This is a genomic window from Mesorhizobium zhangyense (assembly GCF_011045115.1).
Classification (GTDB): Bacteria; Pseudomonadota; Alphaproteobacteria; order Rhizobiales; family Rhizobiaceae; genus Mesorhizobium_M; species Mesorhizobium_M zhangyense.
Genome location: NZ_JAAKZG010000020.1, coordinates 36,982 through 59,618, shown reverse-complemented (window position 1 = coordinate 59,618; position 22,637 = coordinate 36,982). Strand labels below are relative to the sequence as shown.

The following is a 22,637-nucleotide window of genomic DNA, read 5'->3' as shown; positions in this document are numbered from 1 at the left end:
AACGGGCGGGAACAGAAATCGCCGGCGGGGCGCGGAAGTCGCGCCACGTACTAAACACTAGGAAGGCACGGCCAAGCGCCCCGCTTCCCGTTCTTTGACAATGGCCAGATGCGAAAGCAGGCGTGGCGATGATGAAGTGCGTCTTCCCCTTCTCCCCTTGTGGGAGAAGGTGGCCGACCCGAAGGGGAGGTCTGATGAGGGGTGTTGGACGGATCACAGACGCTGGGGGTTCCTTCCAACACCCCTCATCAGTCTTGGCGCTGCGCGCCAATCCACCTTCTCCCACAAGGGGAGAAGGAAGAAACGCCGCGCTCAGCCTTTCGCCGCCGCTTCCAGTCCCGCAATATCGAATTTTATCATCTTGAGCATGGCTTCCGTCACGCGCTTGGCCTTGGCGGGGTCGGGGTCGTTCATCAGTTCGCCGAGCCGCTTCGGCGTGATCTGCCAGGAGAGGCCCCAGCGGTCGCGCAGCCAGCCGCAATGTTCGATCGAGCCGCCCTCTTTCAGCGCGTCCCACAGCCGGTCGATCTCGGCCTGGGTCTCGCATTCGACGATGATCGAGAAGGCGTGGTTGAACGGGTCGAGCGGCCCTGCTTCGATGGCCATGTAGCGCTGGTCGCCGAGGGTGAAGCCGGCAAGCTGCACGCTGCCGGCCGGCCCGCTGGGATTGTCGGCCGGAATGGCCGACACCCACTCGACCGACGAGCCGGGGATCAGCGACGTGTAGAAGTTGACCGCGGCCTGCATGTCCTTTTCGAACCAGAGATGCTGGGTGACCTTCATCATGTGTTCCTCCTTCGTGACCGCCCCGCAGGGCTGTGATCAAAGGACGAAGCTGGATGGGCCTTCCCGACAGAGACCGCAAAAAAATCATGCGGCGCGCCAAACGCGCCTGCCGGACAGACTGCAACTCAGGTTCCAGGCATGGAAAACCCCGGCTGTACCGGGGTTCTCTCGATGCTAGGGATTAAAACCGAACCCAGATCCAGACACGCTCGCGATAGCAGCGGGTAATCCGCCGGCCATGACGCCAGTGTCTGCGGCACACCCGTCTCCACACACGCCGCCGGTGCCGGCGGTTGTGTCTGCGATCGTGCCTGCGGTGCCATCGGCGATGGTCGACAAGCTCGACCTCGGCCTGGCTGTCGTCACCATCGAAGACAGCCGTCTCCGGCTCGTTGAGTTCATCGAGAATTCCACTGCCGTCCGGAATCCCGGCAAGTGCACTGGCTGGCCTGGCAACACTTACCAAGGCAGCGCCTCCCACAAGGCCAAGTATTCCGGTCAGAAATAGTCGTCGATCCATAAAAACCTCCCGATCTTGCGACCACAGGCAACGTCAACACGAGCATTAGATTACGGCGATGCCGAATGCGCAACTCAAACGGGTGAATTTGGTTCCCGTTCGCGCTCGCTTCCCGGCTCTTTGACGTTGACCGGATGAAAAAGCCGGTGCGGTGAACATGAAGCTGCTACGCCGCCCTCTTGCACCAAACCCGCCCCTGCTATATGAACCCGCGCATGACTTCGCGTCCGCCCCATTCCGTGTCCCGTCCGTCCGCTTTCGCGGGCGAGACCGTTCGCGCGCTTTCGGCAACGCTGCTTCTTATCGGCGATCGCCGGGCTCGTTAAGGGAGCGTCCGGCGGTCGAATTGCCGCCGAGGCATTGCTCCTTTTGCTCTTCACAACAGAACCGAAATTCTGATTTAAGACCGCTTGAATGTTGCGCGCAGCGTCGCGCATGGCGGGCAAGAGAACGAGACCGAAAATGACCAAGATCACCCCCGTAACCGCTGCCGACCGGCATGCCGGCATGCCCATCGCTTCCGTCAAATACGAACCCTACCAGAAGGTCGACCTGCACGACCGCACCTGGCCCTCCAAATCCATCGACAAGGCGCCGATCTGGTGCTCGGTCGACCTGCGCGACGGCAACCAGGCGCTCATCGACCCGATGGGTCACGACCGCAAGGTGCGCATGTTCAAGCTGCTCGTCGACATGGGTTTCAAGGAGATCGAGATCGGCTTTCCCTCGGCCTCGCAGACCGATTTCGACTTCGCCCGCTGGTGCATAGAGGAAGGCGGGGTGCCCGACGAAGTCGACCTGCAGGTGCTGGTGCAGTGCCGGCCCGAGCTGATCACCCGCACCTTCGAGGCGCTCCAGGGCGCGAAAACGCCGATCGTGCATTTCTACAACTCCACCAGCGAGTTGCAGCGCCGCGTCGTCTTCGCCAAGGATGTCCCAGGCATCAAGCAGATCGCCACCGACGCCGCCAAGATGATCACCGACATGGCGGCAAAGGCCGGCGGCGACTTCCGCTTCCAGTATTCGCCCGAAAGCTTCACCGGCACCGAGCTGGAAGTGGCGCTGGAAATCTGCAACGCCGTCACTGAGATCGTGAAGCCGACGCCCGAGAACAAGCTGATCATCAACCTGCCCTCGACGGTCGAGATGTCGACGCCCAACATCTATGCCGACCGCATCGAGTGGATGATCCGCCATCTCGACAACCGCGAGAACCTGATCATCTCGCTGCACCCGCACAACGACCGTGGCACCGGTATCGCCACCACCGAACTCGGCCTGCTGGCCGGTGCGGATCGCGTCGAAGGCACGCTGTTCGGCAATGGCGAGCGCACCGGCAATGTCGACATCGTCACGCTGGCCCTCAATATGTTCACGCAGGGCGTCGACCCGGAACTGGACTGCTCCGACATCAACCGCATGAAGGACGTCTACGAGTATTCGAACCAGCTGAAGATTCCCGAGCGCCACCCCTATGTCGGCGAACTGGTCTATACGGCGTTTTCGGGATCGCATCAGGACGCGATCAACAAGGGCATGAAGGCGATCAAGACCGCCAACAAGCCGTTGTGGGAAGTGCCCTATCTGCCGATCGACCCGCAGGATGTCGGCCGCAGCTACGAGGCCATCATCCGCATCAACTCGCAGTCCGGCAAGGGCGGCATCGCCTATGTGCTCCAGGCCGACTATGGGCTGCATCTGCCGCGCCCGCTCCAGGTCGAGTTCAGCCAGGACATCCAGGCGATCACCGACTCCGAAGGCAAGGAAGTCTCGTCGAACCGCATCCACGAGCGTTTCCTCGAACGCTATGTCGACCAGCCCGGCGCGCGGCTGAAATTCGTCGACCACCAGACCTTCCCGGACACCGAGGTGAAGGGCCGGCGCATCGTCGAGGCGACGATTATCGACCAGGGCAAGGAGGTGACGATTTCCGGCACCGGCAACGGTCCGGTCGACGGTTTCGTCGATGCCCTTTCGCGCCATATTGGCGTGTCTTTGTCGGTGCTCGACTATTCCGAGCACTCGATCCAGCGCGGCTCCAACGCTTCGGCCATCTGCTACATGGAGATGGAGCATCCGGGTGGGCGGATTTTCGGTGTCGGCATCAACACCAACATCGTCGCCGCCTCGCTCGAGGCCGTGGTGTCGGCAGCCAACCGCGTGGTGTGATCGTCCACCGCAATTAACCATGCCGCGCCTTGCCCGGGGATATCGGGCAAGGCGAAGGCATCCCGAATTCTGCGTACTTGTGAGTTGACGCAAGCACGCTATGATTGAGTTCCATAACGGCGCCGCTCTCAAAAAAGGTCCGACGCTTGCCCCAGAATAAGCCTGCTGCCCCCGCAGTGCTCGAAACGCTTGAGAAGCTTCTCGCCAGCGAGACCTTTGGCCGTTCGGAACGCGCGCGCAAACTGCTGCGCTACCTGGTCGAACAGGAGCAGGCCGGCCGTGCGGACCGCCTGAAGGGCTTCGCGATCGCGGTCGACGTCTTCGGCAGGGATGCCGGCTTCGATTCATCGGCTGACGCCGTGGTCCGGGTGCAAGCCGGCCGCCTGAGGGAGCTTCTGGGGCAGTATTTCGCCACCGAAGGCGCAGCCGACCCCATCCGCATCACCATTCCGCGCGGCAGCTACGTTCCCGCCTATGAAATCGCATTTGATGCCGAGGCAAAACTCGCTCCGAAAATCCCACCGCTGGACGAGCCGATCGTCCTTGCGCAACCGCAGAAAATCCAGGCCGATACACCACCGGCAGATGCCGGCCAGCCGCCGGCTTTCATCGCTGCCACCCAGCCTTTGCCTCCAGCGTCGCAGGTCATGCGGCACCTCTGGTTCTTTTGGGGAGCCATGGCGGTCATCATCGCCATGCTCGGTTTCCTCGTGTTTCGCATAACCGAGCCGGCAACGCTGGATGACGTTGCAGCACTGGCGGGCACTTCTTTCACCGAGACCGGCAGCATCACAAAATCGTCCGTGATCGAGGCCCTGCCGCCCGTCTACATCACCAACACTTCGGAAGATGCCGACGCAACACGGGTCGCGACGGTGCTGCGGGCCGGGCTTTCCGGCTTCGACACCGTCGACTTCATCGCCAAGGATGTTCCGGGCGGCGCAGGCCCCGTCAATCCCAACCAGTTCGTCTTCAACGTATCACCGGGCACATCGGACGGAACGGTGGCGGTCGAGTTGCAGCACAGCGGCACCGGAAAAATCCTCGTCAGCCGTACTCTTTCGTCCGAGGACCTCGATCCAAAGGTGCTTGATGACCGCATCGCCGACATATTGAGCGCCACGATACCCGTCTCCGGGGCGATTTACGGCTTCATCGACCAGAACGATACCGATACCGGGCTCACGCGCTGCCTGCTGCTCAACGACAATTACTATCTCGACCAGACCCCGCAGAAACACGAGGAAGCCTATCGCTGTTTCGAACAACTGCTGGCTGAAAATGCCAAATCGCCGCTGATCTACAGCGAACTGGCCTCTCTCCATCTGGAAGCAGTCACCGACCACCACCCCTACCCGCCCGGCGCAACCGCCGAACAGGCTCTGGCGCTGGCGCATCGCGGTGTCCTGACCGGACCAACCAGCCCCTATGCCCACCGCTCCTACGGCTTCCTGAATTCGCGCGTCGGCGACCCGACCGAAGCCATCCGCTTTATGCGCAAGGCCTATGAGCTCAACACCTATGATCTCAGCATGGCAGCCGCCTATGGCTATGCGCTGATCTTCTCAGGCAATTACACTGACGGCGCGCCCATTATGGAGCACGCCGTCGAGGCCTCCAGCGCCCATCCAATGTGGTGGGACTATGGGCTCTTCTTGGCCAAGCTCATGACCGGTGACATGGAACGGGCGGCACGCGCCACGGAATCATTAGCGGCAACGAAAAAATCGCATTATCTGGCCGCGCGCCTGATAGCTGCCAGTGTCTCAGGCAAAACCGAACAGGCCAAGGCGATCGCAACCGAACTCGCCGTCGATTTCCCCAAGTTCGCCGCCGATCCACGTCCTACGTTCGAGAAAGCCAACTATCCCGCCGACCTGACGGAAAAGCTCGTCAATGCGCTGCGCGCGGCAGGGCTCGGCGGGTCAAGCTGAACCAAAGCAGCGCCCGGATCGTCGACAATCACTTTTTGCAGCGGCAGTGCCGCCGCAAAAAACAGTCCTGCCGGAGAGATCGCTTCAGATGACCCAACAGCTTTTCGCCGCCGAGACAGGCACCGGCTCCCGCGTTGTCGTGCTTATCCATGGCTTCGGCGGGTTCCATGGCATTTGGGATCGTATAGCGACCGAGCTTGCTTCGGAAAATCGCGTCATAGCTTATGACCTGCCCGGCCATGGTAGCTCGCTTGGCTGGCCCGACGCAGGGCCTGCAAAAATTGCCGTGCGCGCAATTCTTGCCGATCTCGCCGCGCGTAGCATCAAAAAGGCCCATCTCGTCGGCCATTCGATGGGCGGGGCGATTGCGGCATTGGCTGCCCTTTCCGACCCTGCCCGTATCGCCTCACTGACCTTGCTGGCTCCCGGCGGCTTCGGAGAAGAAATAGCCGGACCCTTGCTGCGCCGCTTTGCGGAGGCCAGATCGCAGGCCGAGATGCGCGACTGCCTCGATGCGATGTCGGGACCGGAATTTCACCCCGCAGACGATTCCGTCCTGGCACTGGAGACGGTGCGCAGCACGGACGGCCAGCGCGAAAAACTGATCGAAATCGCCGCCTCCATTACTGAAAACGACAGGCAGGGCGTCATCCCGCGCGAAATGCTGGCAAAGCTGACCATGCCGGTCGCAGTCGCCTGGGGAACGGAGGATTCGGTCTTGCCCTTCTCGCAGACTACCGGCTTGCCATCAGCCTTCAGGCTTTATCCCTTGCAAGGTGCCGGCCACATGCTGCCGGAAGAGGCACCTGAAACCGTGCTGGACATCATCCGCCGCACCATGGGCTGAACGGGTCGCGGACGGTCAAACCCGCCGAATTTGGCGCTGGAACAGATGCAATCCCACATTCGCTATGTTAAGAGTTCGTTAACGTAGCCGCGGGTTTGGAGCCACTGCCCATGAGCGATGCAGGGGAAAACGTCACGCCGATCGACCAGACGCACCGGCTTGCCGACGTCATTCGCGACGTCAAGAACGCCGCCGCCGACCGCGAGGATGTCGTCGTGGAGCTGCGCGAGGCGAGCCGCATGCGGCTCGATCTGCTGGCGCAGGAGCTGGCCCCCGTCTTTGCCGACGTTCCCGCCGATATCGACATGTTCGACTTTGCCGTGTCCTCCGGCCTGCAGCCGCGGCTGTGGATCGACGCCGTCAGCCATGTCGGCCTCGGCCGTGACCGCCGCACCTATCGCTTTCTCCACGACACGCGCATCGGCCGTGTGGTGCTTGCCGAATCCACCAGCATCAAGCCGGTTGCCGATCAGGTAACCCGCTACATCGCCGAGCGCATCGTCGAGCGTCAGCGCCTGATGGATGGCGGCGTCGGGCAGAGTTTTGCCCGCAGTGCGGATGTTGCCGAAGCGGCTCCCGCCCTTCGCACCTCCGGCTCCGACGGCTGGAGAACATTCTTTTCAGGACTTGGCATCATCACGGCCGGTGCGCTGGTCGGCGTTGCGGTTGCCGCCATCCTGTTCTGGGACCGCCTCTCCGCGATCAAGATTTCGTTCTGATCAGCGCCCAACGGTTTCGTGCGCATTGGTCAGGTCCAGCGCCATGATCTCGGACGGAGGCATTGCCGCACCGGTCAGACCGTGACGGCTGAGGCGAATATCCCATGCGCCCGCCTCGCCCGAAATATCGATGAGATTGTACTGCGCCGCAGGCTTGCTGCCGCCCGGTGCCTGGCCGGCGGCGGCGACGCCCACCACCGGCACGCGTGTCGACCCGCGCTTGCCGATCCAGAAGAGCGACGGCTCGTGCGAATGCCCGTGCAGCACCAGTTCCGCGCCGTGACAGGCGATGATCTTCTGGAAACGCCTTATGCCGAACAGGCGCTTGTGCTGGGCAACGGCGCTTCGCACCGGCGGGTGATGGATCATCACAACCCTGCACAGCCCGCGCTTGCCGGCATCGTCAAGCATGCTACCAAGCCTGTGAGCCTGCTCCTCACGGAAAAAGCCATTGGCCATGAAGGGTGCTGTCGCCCGCGCAGAGGAAACGCCGATCAGGGCGACCTGACCGCGCACGCGCAAATAGGGAAAACCATGACGGTCGACCGGCGCGTTCTGCCCATCGCCGGCCATCCACGGACCCCATGCGCGGCAGATTTTGTCGAAGGCGCCGGGCACATAGGCGTCGTGGTTTCCCGGCACCACCGAAACATCCTCCGGCTTGCCGACCATCTCAAGCCAAAGCTTCGCCAGCTCGATCTCGCCATCCAGCGCCAGATTGACGAGATCACCCGTCACCGCCAGATGGTCCGGATTCTTGGCCTTCAGATCGGACACGATCGCGTCGATCACGCCGTCATGAAGGTAACGGCGACGGTTGCGTTGCCAATTGACATAGCCAACCGCCCGCTTGGAGGCGAGTTCGCGATAGGTTACAGCGGGAAGAGGTCCCAGATGGATATCGGAAATATGCGCAAGCCTGAACATTCAACCCTTTTAGGATACGCGCTTGCAGCTTTCCAGAAGCCGGTTGCCGCAGGATGACAATCAGCGAGCGCGAAACGCAACAGGGAAAGAGCGCATGGGCGCGTCTGCGCTCCAACATCTTTCATTTCTATTTCCTGCTGCGCCGCCCGATGACGCTTGGCGTGCGCGGACTGGTCTACGACCGTGCGGAAAATGCCGTCTTTCTGATTCGCCACACCTATGTTCCTGGCTGGCAGCTACCGGGCGGCGGGGTGGAAACAAGCGAGATCATGGCCGACGCGTTGGCGCGCGAACTGGTCGAGGAAGGCAACATAGAGATCACCGCGCCGGCGGTGTTGAAATCCCTGCATTTCAACCGCCAGGCAAGTCGGCGCGACCATGTCGCCATGTATCTAATCGAAAGCTATCGGCAGACGTCGCCAAAACAGCCCGATTACGAAATCGCCGAGGCCGGCTTCTTCAAGCGCGATGCCCTGCCCTCTGAGACAACCCCGGCAACGCTGCGACGCATCGCCGAGGTTCTGGATGGCACGGAAGTGTCGCCTTACTGGTAATCAGGCAGCCTTCCTGAACCGGTTGCGGTCATGCGCCGCCAAATGATCGACCTCCGGCCCGACGGGAATTATGCGCGTCGGATTGATCGTGGCATGGCTGCCGTAATAATGCGCCTTGATATGCCGCATGTTAACGGTCTGCGCCACGCCGGGAACCTGGAAGAGATCGCGCAGGTAGTTCGACAGGTTCGGATAGTCGGCAATGCGCCTGAGATTGCATTTGAAGTGGCCGACATAGACCGGATCGAAACGCACCAGCGTGGTGAACAGCCGCCAGTCGGCTTCGGTCAGCCAGTCGCCGACCAGATAGCGCCGGCGTGACAGGCGATCCTCCAGCGTGTCGAGCGCGCCAAAGAGCTCCTTGAATGCCTCTTCATAGGCCTCCTGCGTCGTCGCGAAGCCGGCCCGGTAGACGCCGTTGTTGATCGCTGGATAGACGAGATCGTTGATCACATCGATCTCGCCCCGCAGCGCCTGCGGGTAAAGGTCGAGCGATGCGTCACCCCATTCATCAAAGGACGAATTCAGCATCCGGATGATTTCAGAAGACTCGTTCGAGACGATCGTCTGTTCCTTTTTGTCCCAGAGAACCGGCACCGTTACCCGGCCCGAATAGGCGGGGTCGGCCTTTGTGTAGATCTGATGCAGGAAGTCGAGGCCATAGAGCGTGTCGCCGGTGGCGCCATCGTCCGTCAGGAACGTCCAGCCTTTCTCGCCCATGAAATGGTGCACGACCGAAACGGAAATGACATCGTCGAGCTTTTTCAAGGCACGGAATATCAGCGTGCGATGCGCCCAGGGACAGGCGAGCGAGACATAGAGATGATAGCGGCCCGGCTCGGCCTTGAAGCCGCGTGTCCGCCCCGGCGCAGGCTTACCGTCGGCCGTGATCCAGTCGCGCCACCCCGATTGCTGGCGCACGAAGCGCCCGCCGGAATCCTTGGTATCGTACCAGCGATCCACCCATTTTCCGTCGACCAGCAGTCCCATGGCGATGCTCCTTTTGTGAAGCCCAATGTAGGGACCGAGGTGGCAGGCAGAAACCCTTGTTGTCTGAACAGTTCGTCAACGCGATCGTTTCATTGAAGAATTCCGGTGGACGGGGTCGAAATTTGATGGTAGCGGGTCACCTCAATGGCAACACACTTTGCACATATTCGGTTCGACCGACGACGAATGGGCGCCCGCGCTTAAACAAGCGCTGATTCCCGACCGCTGCCATACGCTGCGGATAGTCTCCTCGACCGGATGCAAAGACCATGACTCTCGCCGTGACCTACCTGCCGGAACTGCCGGCGCATGATTCTGAAATCGACGCGATCAATGAAGAGGCCTTTGGCCCGGGCCGCTTTGCGCGCGCCGCCTACAAGATCCGCGAAGGTGGCCCCCACGAACGCAAAATGTCCTTCGTCGCGACCTATGACGGCGCGGTGATTGCGTCGGTACGGATGACCTGGATTGCCGCCGGAGAAGGCCGCGCCTTGCTGCTCGGACCGCTTGCAGTGCGCCCTGCCTTCAAAAACATGGGCATCGGCCGCAAACTTGTAGCGATGTCAGTGGACGCCGCGAAGAAGGCCGGCGCGCCTTCGGTCGTTCTGGTCGGCGACGAACCCTATTATGGCCCGCTCGGCTTCAAACGTATCCCGCGCGGGCAGATAACGATGCCGCGCCCGGTCGATCTCGACCGGATTCTCGCAGTCGAAATTCAGCCCGGCGCTGTCGCGACGCTGACGGGTGAGGTTTGCCACGCCGACCTCGCGGGGCTCCAAATCGATTGCGTGGCCGAGCAAGCCTCCGTAGCATGATGTTGACATCCCGCTTCCGCGAAGGTGAAAACCCTGCGGAACGGTTTGATGTTGAAACAACGGCCCGAAGCATGAACCCGCTTCGGGCTGAAATTTATTTGCTTGGAATCCAGGAGGAAATTCGCCCATGAACCCCAACGGCCAGATAGCACTTGTCACAGGCGGCAGTTCCGGCCTCGGCGAAGCCACGGCACGGGCGCTTGCCGCACGCGGCGCAAAGGTCGGGGTTCTGGATATCAGCGTCGAGCGTGCGCAAAGGGTCGCGGGCGACATCGGCGGATATGCAGCCGAATGCGATGTCAGCAATGCCGAAAGCGCTGAAGCCGCCATTGCCGAGATAGCCGCGAAACTGGGCGAGCCGCGCATCCTCGTAAACTGCGCCGGCATCGCCATCGGCATGAAGACGGTCGGCAAGGACGGCCCTCATCCGCTCGACCTCTACCGCAAGGTGATCGAGGTCAATCTGATCGGCACCTTCAACATGATACGACTTTTCGCCGACCGCGCGGCCAAGCTCGATGCGCTGGAAGGCGGCGAGCGCGGCGTCATCGTCAGCACCGCTTCCGTCGCCGCCTATGACGGGCAGATGGGACAGGCCGCTTATTCCTCCTCCAAGAGCGGCATTGTCGGCATGACCTTGCCGGTAGCACGCGACCTCGCCCGCTCCGGCATCCGTGTGATGACGATCGCGCCCGGCATCTTCAAGACGCCGATGATGGCCGGCATGCCGCAGGAGGTGCAGGATTCGCTGGGTGCGGCGGTGCCGTTCCCCTCGCGCCTCGGCGAGCCTTCGGAATATGCCGCCCTTGCCCTTCACATCGTCGAAAACCAGATGCTCAACGGCGAAACGATCCGCCTCGACGGCGCGATCCGCATGGCGCCGAAATAGAGCCGGCAATCCATGACCGCGAAGCCGGGACCGCTTTCAGGCCTGACCGTCGTCGAGATGGCCGGGCTTGGTCCGGTACCGCTGGCCGGCCTCATCCTGTCGGAGATGGGTGCGGACGTCATCCGCGTCGAACGCCTGCGGACGGACCGGGCATTCCTGTCACTGCCGCCCGAATATGACCTCGACCGGCACGGCCGCGAAATCCTCCGCGTCGATCTCAAGCAGGCCCAAGGCGTGGAACTGGTGCTGCGCCTTGTCGAAAAGGCCGACGCGCTGATCGAGGGTTTCCGGCCCGGTGTCATGGAAAAGCTGGGGCTGGGGCCTAAGATCGCCTGCGCCCGCAATCCCGGCCTGATCTATGGCCGCATGACCGGCTTCGGCCAGACCGGACCCATGGCCCAGCGCGCCGGCCACGACCTCACCTATCTCGCTTATACCGGCATACTTCATGCCATCGGCCAGAAGGGCGGCAAGCCGGTGCCCCCGCTCAACCTCGTCGCCGATTATGGCGGTGGCACGATGTTCTTGATCACCGGAATTCTGGCAGCGCTGTTCGAGCGCTTCAAATCCGGCAAGGGCCAGGTCGTGGACGCCGCCATGGTCGACGGCACGTCCATGCTGGCGACGCCCCTCTTCGGCTTCATGGCCGCCGGGTTCTGGCAGGATCGCCGTGGCGAGAACCTGCTCGATTCCGGTGCGCCCTTCTACGACACCTACGAAACCGCCGACGGCAGGCACATCGCAGTCGCCTGTCTTGAGCCGCAGTTCTTCGCCGAGTTCTGCCGGCTGCTGCCACTCGACCAACGTTTCGCCAAGGCCCAATATGACAAGTCGCTTTGGGATGAGATGCGAGGAGCGATCACAGATCGCTTACGGATGAAAAGCCGCGATGAATGGAGTGCGCTGTTCGAAGACACCGATGCCTGCGTGGCGCCTGTCCTGTCGCTCAAGGAAGCGCCCCACCATCCGCACAACCGCGCACGGCAAGCGCATGTCGAGGCTGGTTCACTGCTACGCCCCGGCCCGGCACCACGATTTTCGCGCAGCGGCACGCAGGCAGCAATGCCCGTCGACAGCACACCCGCGACCATCCTCTCCCGCTTCGGTATTTCAGAGACCGAGATCGAGACCCTTGCCAAGGAAGGCATTGTCGGCAAATAAGTGGATATCGATAGTCATGATTTGGTGAGGACGGGGTGGAGACGAAAAAAGATGTCATTCGCGAAACGGACGCCGAGGCGATCACACTCGCCAAGACGCTGATCCGCACCGCGCGCCATGGTGCCATCGCCACCCTCGATCCCGAAACCGGCGCGCCGCTGGCAAGCCGTGTCGGCACCGCCACCGACGTCGATGGAACGCCGCTGATTCTGGTTTCGCTGCTTGCCGCCCACACCCGAGCGCTTATCGCCGATCCACGCTGCTCGCTGCTGCTCGGCCAGGCCGGCAAGGGCGATCCGCTCGCCCACCCGCGCATTTCGCTTTATTGCCGGGCAAGGCAACTGGAACGCGGCACACCCGCCCACGCCCGGGCGCAACGCCGCTATCTGAATAGCAATCCCAAGGCAGAACTCTATGTCGGCCTGGGTGATTTCTCGTTTTTCCGGCTGGAGATCGATGGTGCCAGCCTGAATGCAGGTTTCGGCAAGGCTTACAATCTGACGCCGGCCGATCTCTTGACCAACAGCCCCGCGCTTGAAGCGCTTGCCGACAGCGAGCAGTCGGCGCTCGACCACATGAATTCCGACCATCTCGACGCGATCGCGGTCTATGCCCGCCGCTATGCAAAGGCGGAGGGCGACGGCTGGATCGTCACCGGCTTTGACGCCGATGGTATGGATATTGCAACAGGCGACCAAATTCGACGTGTTTTCTTCCCGCGTAAGTTGACGGAAGCCGGCGAATTGAGAAAGATGCTTGTCGAAATGGCCAAGAGCGGACGTGAAGCAGATCACATACGGCGCTAGCTCTGGTCTTTAAGGAAGCAGCAGGGCCTCGAATTAGCAAAATTGCTTTTAGGCTTTGCTTTTTTAGAAATTGTTGGTTTCAGGTGAAACCGACGCGCGTTTCTCGACGTTATTGCCCCCATGACGTCGAGGGAAAAGTTACCGTGGGGGAAAGTATGACCGCCAATCCGCTTATCGATAATGCAGGAGCTGCAGCCACGCTGCTCAGCCTCTTGGGTAATGAGAAGCGTCTCGTCATCATCAGCCATCTGCTGGAAGGTGAAATGTCGGTCGGTGCGATTGCCGAGAAGGTTTCGCTCAGCCAGTCCGCACTCTCGCAGCATCTGGCGAAATTGCGCAGCATCGACATAGTCGAGACGCGGCGCGACCGGCAGATGATCTACTATTCATGCAATTCCGCCGCGGTGCGGCAATTGATCGGCACGCTCGATGGGATCTTCAACGGCGCAGACGAGGTCTACGAGAAATCCTACGCTCAGAGCCCGGCCCTCGCTCAGAAGTCTTGACCGGCAACGGTTGGCGCTCTTTAAGAAATCCATCGCTGGATCGCGGTGCGAACCCACAAGCGATCCAACACCTTGAATGAGCGTCGGAATATTTCGAAAGCCGGATTCCGCTTTGGTCCGATGCTCTGGCAGACTGACGAGCCCGATGGACCCGATTCGCATCGACGACCCCGCCGACCCTCGCGTCGCGCCTTACATGGACATTCGCGAACGCGATCTGGCCGGCCGGCAGGGCCGCTTTGTCGCCGAAGGCAAAGTCGTTCTCAACGTTCTGTTTTCAGCGCGGCGTTTCGAGGTGGAATCAGTTCTGCTGCTTGAAAACCGCCTCGCCGGCATGGCCGAAACACTGAAATCCGTTCCGGCCGATGTGCCGGTCTACGTTGCCTCCAGCGATGTTCTGGACGGCATCGCCGGCTTCCACATGCATCGCGGCGTGCTGGCGATAGGCCTCAAGCGGCCGCCCGAAACAATCGAGACGATTCTGGAAACCCTGCCGGAACGCGCATTGGTGGTGGTCCTGGTCGGCATCGCCAATCACGACAACATCGGCGCGATCTTCCGCAACGCCGCAGCCTTTGGCGCGGATGCCATCCTGCTCGACGAAACCTGCTGCGACCCGCTCTATCGCAAGGCGATAAGGGTCTCCGTCGGCGCAGCACTCAAAGTACCCTTCGCCGTCGCAAGCGAAACCGGTAGTCTTGTCGACACCCTCGGAAAACACGGCTTCGAGCAGATCGCCCTGTCGCCGCAGGGCACGGTCGACTGCCGCGACATGGCGCGGCCACAGCGGCTCGCTTTGTGGTTCGGCACCGAAGGCGAAGGCCTGCCGGAAAAGCTGATGCGGCGGCTGAAAACGGTGAAGATCGCCATGGCGGGCGGCTTTGACAGCCTGAACGTGGCGGCTGCGTCTGCAATCACCTTGCATCACTTCACCGACCATCGCGTTTAGGGTTGCTCAGTCCGCAGACGTCGCCGTCTGCAGTGCCCGCACGCGATCGGCAAGGCTGACCGTTCGGCCTGCACCCTCGCCTGTCTCGGCCGCCAGTGCCTTGGCAATCGGCGAATCGGGACCATCCAGCTTCGCCGCCAGATTGACCACATGGGCCGCCAGTTCGTTCATCTGCTCACGCAGCCTGGCGTTTTCGTCATCGTCGCCGGGGCTATCCGGCGACGCGGGAGTGGAATTTTCCGACTTCAGCCGCTTGTTCTCGCGCGCCAGCGTGGTCAGCCGCTCTTCCAGACGCTCGCGATCGGCTGACAATTTCGCCAGTCTTCTGTCGATATCGTCATCCGCGTCCGCATAGGCCAATGCCGATGCTTGCGAAGCTGTGCCGGCGGGCTCATTGCCCTTCGACGCATCACGCAGCCGCGCCAGTTCCCGCTCACGCCGTTCCAGCCTGTCGTCACGGTCGGCAAGCGTGGCGGTCAGCGTATCCACCTTTCTGGCAAGGTCGCCCGCCCGCTTCTTTTCCACCGTCAGGCCTTCGCGCGCTGTCCTGGTTTCAAGAGCCATGGCCTTGGCCTGCACGTCAGCTTCCTTGCGCTGCGCCTTCAGCTTCGACAACTCGCTGGTGAGCCTCTCAAGCTCGCTTTCCCGCGCCACCAATTCGATCTGGCGGCTGCTGGACGAAAAACTCGCCTCATCATACATGCGGCCAAGCTTTTCCAGTTCATCGGCGCTCATCGTGCTGGTGCCTTCAATCTCGGCAAGCCTTTCGCTGAGGCGCTTCAATTCCTCGTCGCGCTTGGCGAGATCGGCGGTCATGGCACCGACCCTCACCGCCAGCGCGTCATGCGCCTTGACCTTCGCATCGCGCTCGGCGGCAAACTTTTTGACCTGTTCCTGGGCGCGGCCGACATCGACGAGCTGCGACGCATTCTTTGCCTGCAGGCTTTCGGCCTTCATTTCCAACCGGCGAATCGACATCGCCGCTTCGGCGCGGATGCGATCCTTCTCGGCCTGGATTTCGCTTGGCGTCAGCGGCATCGAGCCTTCGATGCGCTTGCGCGTCAGGTTGACAGCCCGCCGCCAGGCAACCGGTGTGATCAGCACGGCAATGAAGCCGGCACACAGGAAGCCAAGCACAAAGAACAGGATGGACTGGATCACATTACACTATCCGTTGCCGGTGGGCTCCGCCCGCCCTCGGCCTATCTGCCACAGGGCGGTGTTCGGGGCAACGCAATGGTGGTCCGTATGCTTAAAACGGGTTCCACGTCGCCCGCTGGGTCAGCTTCAGATACCCCATATTGATGCCAAGCCGCGCACCGACACCGGTTCGCACCGGCACCAGCAGCATGTTGCCGTTCTTCATGACGTTGAAGCCGACGCCCGCAACGACATAGGCGGAACCTGCGACACCGCCAAAGCGGTTGTAGAGGTTGGAAACGTCATCGAGATTGTACACCAGCATCATGGTGCGCGAGCCTTCGCCGCCGAAATCCCAGCCCAGCGACGGACCCTGCCAGAACACTTTGTGATCACCCGCGTTCTTCGTGTAGAGCGAGCCTTCACCATAGGTGAGCCCGCCGATCAGCGCGCCGGAACCTTCCTCGCCGAGGATATAGCCGTTCGGCAGGCCGTAGGACGAGAATATCTTCTCGATCACCGTCGCCAGCCCACCGGATGTGGCGCCAAAGAAGCGATGGCCGGAGTCCACGATTTCCTGAGCGGAATATTCCTGAGCCCGCAAGGCCGATGAAGAAAAAGCCACGATGCTCGAAACGGCGAACATCATTGCGATCAGCCGGAACAGATTCCGGTTGTATAGTCGGGAAAACATGCTTCCAATCTCCGTCCGGGAGCACACTCGCCGACGCCTACTGCCTGTCGCGGCTCTTTGTTGGCCGCTTTCAGGGTCACTCACCCGCAAATTATGCCGTAATCCTTTTTCAACCATTAAGCTTTCACATGAAGATGGCGGTTCGAAGGCTGGCGACAGCGTTGGTGGCCGTGCAAACGCTGATTTTAAAGACGAAAATGCTGGAACTTTTCGCTGGCCGGACGATGCCTGTATGATCGCGGCCTGAGAGCCAGACGTGATTCGTTCGGGCTGGCGCGGTAGAACTGCTTCGCACTGATTCGTTAATTGATGTTAGGGATACCGTTCAATGTCCGATCTCTTCGCGCTGTCCGCACCAGATCTCGCTGCCCTGCTGTGCAGCCGCGTGTGCCATGACATCATCTCGCCCGTCGGCGCAATCAACAACGGGCTGGAACTGCTTGATGAAGGCGGCGCCGACGAAGACGCCATGAACCTCATTCGCGCCAGCGCCCGCAATGCCTCGGCGCGGCTGCAATTCGCCCGCATCGCCTTTGGCGCGGCAGGCTCGGCCGGAATGCTGATCGACACCGGCGATGCAGAAGCCGTGGCGACTGCCTTCCTGAAAAACGAGAAGCCGGAGTTGACCTGGACTGGGCGACGCGCACTGCTGCCGAAGAACAAGGTCAAGCTGCTGCTCAACCTGGTTCTGGTGGCCAACGCCGCGATCCCGCGTGGTGGCAAGATCGCCGTGACGCTCGACGATGTCGAAACCGAGCCGAAATTCACGCTCTCTGCAAGCGGGCCGATGCTGCGCGTGCCGCCGAAATTCCTCGAGCTTCATTCCGGCCACCAGCCGGAAGAGGCAATCGACGCCCACGCCGTCCAGCCCTATTACACATTGCTGCTGGCGCGCGAGGCAGGCATGACGATCTCCATCCACGCTACTTCGGACGAGATAGTCTTCACCGCCGCTTAGTTTCCGGCAGAAGCAGGTTTCGCACTGCTCCATTTCGGGGATCATGCGCTGAACGCGTATCCCTGAAACGCTTGGCTGCGGGGCCTAAGCCACTATTTTTACGAAAACTTTACCCAACGGATTTTCAGCTTTTTTACATCGCCGGGCTAACTTGCATCCGCACGGTCCGGTTCTCTGGCTCGCGCGGGGGATGCAAAGAGAGACGGGCTCATGAAACGCTGCATGTTCATCGACGATTCGAGCGTCATCAGGAAGGTCGCGAAGCGCATCCTGAGCGGCCACGACATGCTTGTGATCGAGGCCGCCACCGGCTCCGAAGCCATCGACATGTGCGCCGCCGACATGCCCGACATCATCGTCGTCGACGGCGCGCTTCCCGATATGGCGAGCGCCGACGTGATCCGCCGTATTCGCGCCATCGACAGCCCGGTCACGCCGAGGATCGCGATATGCCTGGTCGAGTTCGACATCGGCGCGATCATGCGTGCCAAGCGCGCCGGCGCCCAGGATTACCTCCTGAAGCCTTTCAACCGGTCGCAACTGCTATCGCGCTTCCGCGATCTGCGGGCAGCTTGAGTCCCAAAATGAAAAAACCCGGCAAAAGCCGGGCCTTTTCAATCGCTTGCAGAAAACTCAGGCGCTTTCGCGGATTTCCTCGGGCTCGCGCAGCACATAGCCGCGGCCCCAGACCGTTTCGATGAAGTTCTGGCCGCCGGAAGCGGTGTCGAGCTTCTTGCGCAGCTTGCAGATGAAGACGTCAATGATCTTCAGTTCAGGCTCGTCCATGCCGCCATAGAGGTGGTTGAGGAACATTTCCTTGGTCAGCGTGGTGCCCTTGCGCAGCGAGAGCAGTTCCAGCATCTGGTATTCCTTGCCGGTCAGATGCACGCGCTGGCCGCCGACTTCAACGGTCTTGGCGTCGAGATTGACCACCAGGTCGCCGGTGAGGATGACCGACTGGGCGTGGCCCTTCGAACGGCGCACGATGGCGTGGATGCGGGCGACGAGCTCGTCCTTGTGGAACGGCTTGGTCATATAGTCGTCGGCGCCGAAGCCAAGCCCGCGAACCTTGTCCTCGATGCCGGCCATGCCGGAGAGAATGAGGATCGGCGTCTTTACCTTGGACAGCCGCAGCGTCCTCAAGACTTCATAGCCGGACATGTCCGGCAGGTTGAGGTCGAGGAGAATGATATCGTAGTCGTAGAGCTTGCCGAGATCGACGCCCTCTTCACCGAGATCCGTCGTATAGACGTTGAAACTCTCCGATTTCAGCATCAGCTCGATGCTTTGTGCTGTCGCACTGTCGTCTTCAATCAGCAGAACGCGCATTTCATTCCCCTTTTCTGCCGCCGGACCGCATCGTGAGCCATCCGGTACCGGAGCAGTGATTGCCTAGGTCGCAGGCTGCCATCGAATGGTTAACAAATCCTAATTCCGCTTGGCAAGCAGTAACAGAATTTTTAACCCCTGGATACACCCTCTTGAATCTAATGAAGAATCCCCGCTCCATTTATTAACAAGCCACGTTAACAATTGGCGCTAAGTGATTCTTTTGACTCTTGTTGTGGTCGTTAGGCTTCGCAGCCAAATTTTTACCGCCCCTTAAGTCCTGCCCCTTATGATTAACAATGCCCGTAAACGAATGGTTACCGGCGGCGAAAATTTTAGGGATTTGTTTCCTTTTTTGCCGGGAAACCGTGGACGCGTGTGTTGGTCGGGCCTTTTCGGGCTGCAAGGGGGCGGTTTGATGGGAGAGTGTGCGTGAATTGGAGTATCGAATCATGAAATCACGTGAAAACCTGGTTCGGCTGAAGCAGTTTCAGGTGAATGAGAAACGCCGCCAGCTGCTGCAGCTCGACATGATGATTGCCGAATTCGATCGCATGGCCGGAGAACTGGAGTTCCAGATCAACGCCGAGGAAAAGAAAGCCGGCATCACCGATATCAATCATTTTGCCTACCCGACTTTCGCCAAGGCTGCCCGCCTCCGCCGCGACAACCTCAAAAATTCGCAATCCGACCTGCTTCAACAGCGAGCCGCAGCCGAATCATTACTCGGCGAAGCTGAAGCGGAGCTTTCCAAGGCGGAAATGCTCGAATCACGCGACAGCAAGAGCCGCGAGATCGAAAGCGACAACCGCAGCGCCATGATCGGCTGAGGCAGCCGGTCCTATCCGGTCGACCGGCAGCGCTTCCTGGACGCAAAACAGCGTCCGGGCTGGCACAAAAAATACGTTTTCCGTCACAAAATCGCTGCCTGAGCAGCAACAAAGCGCCCGCATTCTATGGCGGATTGCTGCCCGGACGGGCTGCTTTTCGAATCGGGAGACGACTTCATGACAATTTCGCTGACACGGCGCTCGATACTGGCCGGCTCGCTTCTTGCTGCCCCTGCCCTCACGGTGGCACGGACGGCGTGGGCCGACGTAAAAGACGCCGCAGCGCAACTGCGTGCCCTCGAGAAGAAATATGGCGGCAGGCTTGGCGTCGCCATTCTCGACACGGCAAATGGAACCAGGATCGAGCACCGCGCCGACGAGCGTTTTGCCCTGTGCAGCACCTTCAAGGTCCTGGCATCGGCAGCCGTTCTGGCCCGCGTCGACAAGGGCGAGGAAAAACTGGACCGCCGCATCACATATGAGAAGAAGGATCTCGTCACCTACTCACCGGAGACTGAAAAGCATGCCGGTAAGAAAGGCATGACGCTTGCCGAACTGTGCGAAGCGGCAATCACCCTCAGCGACAATACCGCCGGCAATCTTCTGCTGGCCAGCTTCGGCGGACCGGCCGGGCTGACTGCTTATGCGCGTACGCTTGGCGACGAAGTGACCCGGCTCGATCGCATCGAGACTGCACTGAACGAAGCAAAGACCGGCGATCCGCGCGACACGACAAGCCCCGCAGCGATGCTGGCGGACCTGCAGAAACTGGTGCTTGGCGATGCCCTGTCGCCTGCCTCGCGAGACCAACTCAAGACGTGGCTTCTGGCCAACAAGACCGGTGACAAGCGCCTGCGCGCTCACCTGCCCAAGGATTGGAAAGTCGGCGACAAGACCGGAACCGGCGACAATGGCTCGGCCAACGATGTCGGCATCCTGTGGCCGCCGAAGCGCGGGCCGATCATCGTTTCGTCCTACTTTGCCGAATCATCGGCATCGACGGACGAGAAGAACACCGTTCATGCCGAGGTTGGCCGCATCGCGGCGTCCCTCGTCTGACGAGGCATCGTTCGGCAGCCTTGCAGGCAAAGCTACAAGGCTGCCGAGGCGCCCTCTGAATCCGGAGACGCCTGCTTGCGGGCTTCGACGATCTCGGGAACGTGTCGTTCCGACCAGGCCCTGATCTCGTTGAGCAGGCCTGCCAGATTGCGACCAAGTTCGGTCAGTTCATATTCCACCCGGGGCGGGATTACGGGAAAAACCTCACGCAGCACCAGCCCGTCGCGCTCCAGCACGCGAAGCGTCTGCGTCAGCATCTTTGGCGTGATGCCCTCGACCTTGCGGGCAAGCTCGCCATGCCGGCGTCGTCCGAAGCTTAACGCACCGACAACGAGATAAACCCATTTGCTCGACAGCATTTCGAGAACCGTATGCGACATGCATTCACGGCGGAATGCGTCGTAGCCGAAGGGCTTGTCCGGATCATTGCTATACATAAGGTACCTATATATCCAAATTGTGCATACTGGACAATGGATAATTACTATCCAAATGATAGTGACGTGATCGTAAAAACAGGAGATTGCATCATGCGCGCTATCACCCAGAAGACTGCCGGCGGACCGGAAGTCCTTGAAATCGAAGACCGCCCCTCACCCGACCTCAGCCACGGCGAGGCAGTCGTCAAGGTCAAGGCGGCCGGCATCAATCCTGTCGATATCGCGGTGCGCGGCGGCTTCTACCCGCTGCTTGGCGAACCGCCCTTCACCATCGGCTGGGACATTTCCGGCATTGTCGAGAGAGCTTCCGAAGGTGGCCGTTTCAAGGTCGGCGATGAGGTATTCGGTCTCTCGCGCTTTCCCAGGCAGGCAGCCGCCTATGCAGAGGAAGCCGCGATCTCGGAAGACGAGTTCGTCCGCAAACCCAAAACGCTCGATCATAATCATGCAGCGGCCCTGCCTCTTGCCGGCCTGACCGCGTGGCAAGGGCTGGTAGGCGCCGGCGGCCTGAAGGAAGGGCAGCGCGTGCTGGTCCATTCGGGAGCCGGCGGCGTTGGCCATCTAGCGGTGCAGATAGCCAAGGCGCGCGGCGCTTATGTCCTGGCGACTGCCAGCGCGGAGAAGATCGATTTCGTCCGCTCGCTCGGCGCCGACGAGGTCATCGACTACAAGGCTTCCGATTTCACCAAGGAAGCGCGCGACATCGACATCGTGTTCGAGACCATCGGCGGCGACCATGCCGCACAGTCGCTCAAGTCGCTGCGAAAGGGCGGCGTACTCGTGTCGCTGCTCGATCCCGGCGAAAAGACGCGCGCCGAGGCGCCGGCACTCGGCGTGCGCGTCGAACGTATTTCCGTCGTTCCCGATCGTGAGGGTCTTGAGGAACTCGTCCGTCTCGTCGAGACGGGCAAACTCACCGTCCACGTCGAAAAGACCTTCCCGCTCGAACAGGCGGGCAAGGCGCATGAATTCCTCGGCACCCGGCCAAAGGGCAAGGTGGTGCTCGCGGTCTGATCGATACGATCGACAAAGAAAACGGCCGGACCTTGCGGTTCGGCCGTTTCGCTGGTGCCTAGAAAATCAATGTCGATATTGCTGGATACGGGTGGTCCGCAGCCCGGCAAGGCCGTATTCGTCGATCGATGCCTGCCAGGACAGAAATTCTTCGGTTGTCAGTTTATAGCGCTGACATGCTTCTTCGAGGCTTAAAAGCCCCCCGCGAACGGCCGCAACAACTTCGGCCTTGCGGCGAATGACCCAGCGACGGGTATTCGTCGGAGGAAGATCGGCAATGGTAAGCGGGCTGCCGTCAGGCCCAATAACATATTTGACACGCGGTCTAACCAGATCGGTCATAGTACTCTCTACACAAAACTTAAAGACCCAATCACAACCACATTACCGCCACAGCTTTAAAAATTGCCTAAACCGATGGTAAGCCTTGAGTAATGTTCGTGAACCTTTTGTTAACCATGAAGCGGCCCACTGGTGTTGCTGCATGGTGCCAATGAAAGTGTTAAAAACCTCATCTCATGTGGCACAAACGCCAACTGTGGCGCTTTGCGGCGGCTTGACCTATATTCCCGTCGTTGGCATGAAGCGCCCGAACAGCTGA

25 protein-coding genes are annotated in these 22,637 nt (G+C 60.8%); 17 read left to right on the top strand and 8 right to left on the bottom strand.

Annotated elements, in window-relative coordinates; all coding sequences use genetic code 11:
* Positions 1-312: 312 nt before the first annotated feature.
* Complete coding sequence (locus tag G6N74_RS27780) at positions 313-786, bottom strand: VOC family protein (RefSeq protein WP_197716840.1); 474 nt, start codon at positions 784-786, stop codon at positions 313-315.
* Between the two features lie 238 nt (positions 787-1,024).
* Between G6N74_RS27780 and G6N74_RS27775 the strand changes: the two genes are divergently transcribed.
* The 5 genes from G6N74_RS27775 to G6N74_RS27755 all read left to right on the top strand — a co-directional run bounded on the left by G6N74_RS27775 (position 1,025) and on the right by G6N74_RS27755 (position 6,975).
* A complete protein-coding gene (locus tag G6N74_RS27775) occupies positions 1,025-1,294 on the top strand; it encodes a hypothetical protein (protein ID WP_165121238.1) in 270 nt (89 codons plus the stop codon).
* Positions 1,295-1,813: 519 nt separating this feature from the next.
* Positions 1,814-3,475 (top strand): 2-isopropylmalate synthase, encoded by a 1,662-nt coding sequence (gene leuA, locus G6N74_RS27770; RefSeq protein ID WP_165121243.1) that lies wholly within the window; start codon positions 1,814-1,816, stop codon positions 3,473-3,475.
* A gap of 146 nt (positions 3,476-3,621) precedes the next feature.
* Complete coding sequence (locus G6N74_RS27765; RefSeq protein WP_165121237.1) at positions 3,622-5,409, top strand: tetratricopeptide repeat protein; 1,788 nt, start codon at positions 3,622-3,624, stop codon at positions 5,407-5,409.
* An 88-nt stretch (positions 5,410-5,497) separates the two neighbouring features.
* Positions 5,498-6,256 carry an alpha/beta fold hydrolase gene (locus tag G6N74_RS27760; protein WP_165121236.1) on the top strand — a complete coding sequence of 253 codons (759 nt, stop codon included), beginning with the start codon at positions 5,498-5,500 and terminating at the stop codon, positions 6,254-6,256.
* A 110-nt stretch (positions 6,257-6,366) separates the two neighbouring features.
* Entirely contained in the window at positions 6,367-6,975 is a 609-nt protein-coding gene (locus G6N74_RS27755; protein WP_165121235.1) for a hypothetical protein, read from the top strand.
* Here G6N74_RS27755 and G6N74_RS27750 read toward each other — a convergent pair whose 3' ends face one another.
* Positions 6,976-7,902 carry a metallophosphoesterase family protein gene (locus tag G6N74_RS27750; RefSeq protein ID WP_165121234.1) on the bottom strand — a complete coding sequence of 309 codons (927 nt, stop codon included), beginning with the start codon at positions 7,900-7,902 and terminating at the stop codon, positions 6,976-6,978. It lies immediately after the preceding gene.
* A gap of 53 nt (positions 7,903-7,955) precedes the next feature.
* On the opposite strand from G6N74_RS27750, the gene G6N74_RS27745 reads away from it, so the two are divergent.
* Entirely contained in the window at positions 7,956-8,456 is a 501-nt protein-coding gene (locus G6N74_RS27745; protein WP_165121233.1) for an NUDIX domain-containing protein, read from the top strand.
* Here the strand turns inward: G6N74_RS27745 and G6N74_RS27740 are convergent, their stop codons facing one another.
* Positions 8,457-9,446: a glutathione S-transferase family protein gene (locus G6N74_RS27740; protein ID WP_165121232.1), complete on the bottom strand. Its 990-nt coding sequence runs from the start codon at positions 9,444-9,446 to the stop codon at positions 8,457-8,459.
* Positions 9,447-9,715: 269 nt separating this feature from the next.
* Between G6N74_RS27740 and G6N74_RS27735 the strand changes: the two genes are divergently transcribed.
* The 6 genes from G6N74_RS27735 to G6N74_RS27710 all read left to right on the top strand — a co-directional run bounded on the left by G6N74_RS27735 (position 9,716) and on the right by G6N74_RS27710 (position 14,572).
* Positions 9,716-10,261 carry a GNAT family N-acetyltransferase gene (locus tag G6N74_RS27735; protein ID WP_165121231.1) on the top strand — a complete coding sequence of 182 codons (546 nt, stop codon included), beginning with the start codon at positions 9,716-9,718 and terminating at the stop codon, positions 10,259-10,261.
* A 127-nt stretch (positions 10,262-10,388) separates the two neighbouring features.
* On the top strand, positions 10,389-11,150 hold the full coding sequence (locus G6N74_RS27730) for a 3-hydroxyacyl-CoA dehydrogenase (RefSeq protein ID WP_165121230.1): 762 nt from the start codon (positions 10,389-10,391) through the stop codon (positions 11,148-11,150).
* 12 nt (positions 11,151-11,162) lie between these two features.
* Complete coding sequence (locus tag G6N74_RS27725) at positions 11,163-12,311, top strand: CaiB/BaiF CoA transferase family protein (RefSeq protein ID WP_165121229.1); 1,149 nt, start codon at positions 11,163-11,165, stop codon at positions 12,309-12,311.
* Positions 12,312-12,346: 35 nt separating this feature from the next.
* On the top strand, positions 12,347-13,117 hold the full coding sequence (locus G6N74_RS27720) for a HugZ family pyridoxamine 5'-phosphate oxidase (RefSeq protein ID WP_165121228.1): 771 nt from the start codon (positions 12,347-12,349) through the stop codon (positions 13,115-13,117).
* Between the two features lie 155 nt (positions 13,118-13,272).
* Positions 13,273-13,623 (top strand): ArsR/SmtB family transcription factor, encoded by a 351-nt coding sequence (locus tag G6N74_RS27715; RefSeq protein ID WP_165121227.1) that lies wholly within the window; start codon positions 13,273-13,275, stop codon positions 13,621-13,623.
* A gap of 145 nt (positions 13,624-13,768) precedes the next feature.
* Positions 13,769-14,572 carry a TrmH family RNA methyltransferase gene (locus G6N74_RS27710; protein ID WP_165121226.1) on the top strand — a complete coding sequence of 268 codons (804 nt, stop codon included), beginning with the start codon at positions 13,769-13,771 and terminating at the stop codon, positions 14,570-14,572.
* Between the two features lie 6 nt (positions 14,573-14,578).
* On the opposite strand, the gene G6N74_RS27705 is transcribed toward G6N74_RS27710, so the two are convergent.
* Both G6N74_RS27705 and G6N74_RS27700 read right to left on the bottom strand, forming a co-directional pair.
* Positions 14,579-15,733 (bottom strand): coiled-coil domain-containing protein, encoded by a 1,155-nt coding sequence (locus G6N74_RS27705; protein WP_165121225.1) that lies wholly within the window; start codon positions 15,731-15,733, stop codon positions 14,579-14,581.
* A gap of 91 nt (positions 15,734-15,824) precedes the next feature.
* Positions 15,825-16,361, bottom strand: a complete 537-nt coding sequence (locus G6N74_RS27700; protein WP_244538086.1) for a DUF1134 domain-containing protein — start codon at positions 16,359-16,361, stop codon at positions 15,825-15,827.
* A 373-nt stretch (positions 16,362-16,734) separates the two neighbouring features.
* Here G6N74_RS27700 and chpT point away from each other — a divergent pair, with 373 nt between their 5' ends.
* Positions 16,735-17,364, top strand: a complete 630-nt coding sequence (chpT, locus tag G6N74_RS27695) for a histidine phosphotransferase ChpT (protein ID WP_091918307.1) — start codon at positions 16,735-16,737, stop codon at positions 17,362-17,364.
* 210 nt (positions 17,365-17,574) lie between these two features.
* The gene (locus tag G6N74_RS27690; protein WP_165121224.1) at positions 17,575-17,940 is read left to right on the top strand and encodes a response regulator; all 366 of its coding nucleotides are present in this window, start codon (positions 17,575-17,577) and stop codon (positions 17,938-17,940) included.
* 57 nt (positions 17,941-17,997) lie between these two features.
* Here the strand turns inward: G6N74_RS27690 and ctrA are convergent, their stop codons facing one another.
* Positions 17,998-18,693 (bottom strand): response regulator transcription factor CtrA, encoded by a 696-nt coding sequence (ctrA, locus tag G6N74_RS27685; protein ID WP_091918305.1) that lies wholly within the window; start codon positions 18,691-18,693, stop codon positions 17,998-18,000.
* A gap of 452 nt (positions 18,694-19,145) precedes the next feature.
* Here ctrA and G6N74_RS27680 point away from each other — a divergent pair, with 452 nt between their 5' ends.
* Both G6N74_RS27680 and bla read left to right on the top strand, forming a co-directional pair.
* Positions 19,146-19,523 (top strand): flagellar export protein FliJ, encoded by a 378-nt coding sequence (locus G6N74_RS27680; protein ID WP_091918304.1) that lies wholly within the window; start codon positions 19,146-19,148, stop codon positions 19,521-19,523.
* Positions 19,524-19,700: 177 nt separating this feature from the next.
* Complete coding sequence (gene bla / locus G6N74_RS27675) at positions 19,701-20,582, top strand: class A beta-lactamase (protein WP_165121223.1); 882 nt, start codon at positions 19,701-19,703, stop codon at positions 20,580-20,582.
* 32 nt (positions 20,583-20,614) lie between these two features.
* Here the strand turns inward: bla and G6N74_RS27670 are convergent, their stop codons facing one another.
* On the bottom strand, positions 20,615-21,019 hold the full coding sequence (locus G6N74_RS27670) for a winged helix-turn-helix transcriptional regulator (RefSeq protein WP_165121222.1): 405 nt from the start codon (positions 21,017-21,019) through the stop codon (positions 20,615-20,617).
* Positions 21,020-21,112: 93 nt separating this feature from the next.
* Here G6N74_RS27670 and G6N74_RS27665 point away from each other — a divergent pair, with 93 nt between their 5' ends.
* Positions 21,113-22,036 (top strand): NADP-dependent oxidoreductase, encoded by a 924-nt coding sequence (locus tag G6N74_RS27665; protein ID WP_165121221.1) that lies wholly within the window; start codon positions 21,113-21,115, stop codon positions 22,034-22,036.
* A 66-nt stretch (positions 22,037-22,102) separates the two neighbouring features.
* Here G6N74_RS27665 and sciP read toward each other — a convergent pair whose 3' ends face one another.
* Positions 22,103-22,378 carry a CtrA inhibitor SciP gene (gene sciP, locus G6N74_RS27660; RefSeq protein WP_006203587.1) on the bottom strand — a complete coding sequence of 92 codons (276 nt, stop codon included), beginning with the start codon at positions 22,376-22,378 and terminating at the stop codon, positions 22,103-22,105.
* Between the last annotated feature and the right edge of the window lie 259 nt (positions 22,379-22,637).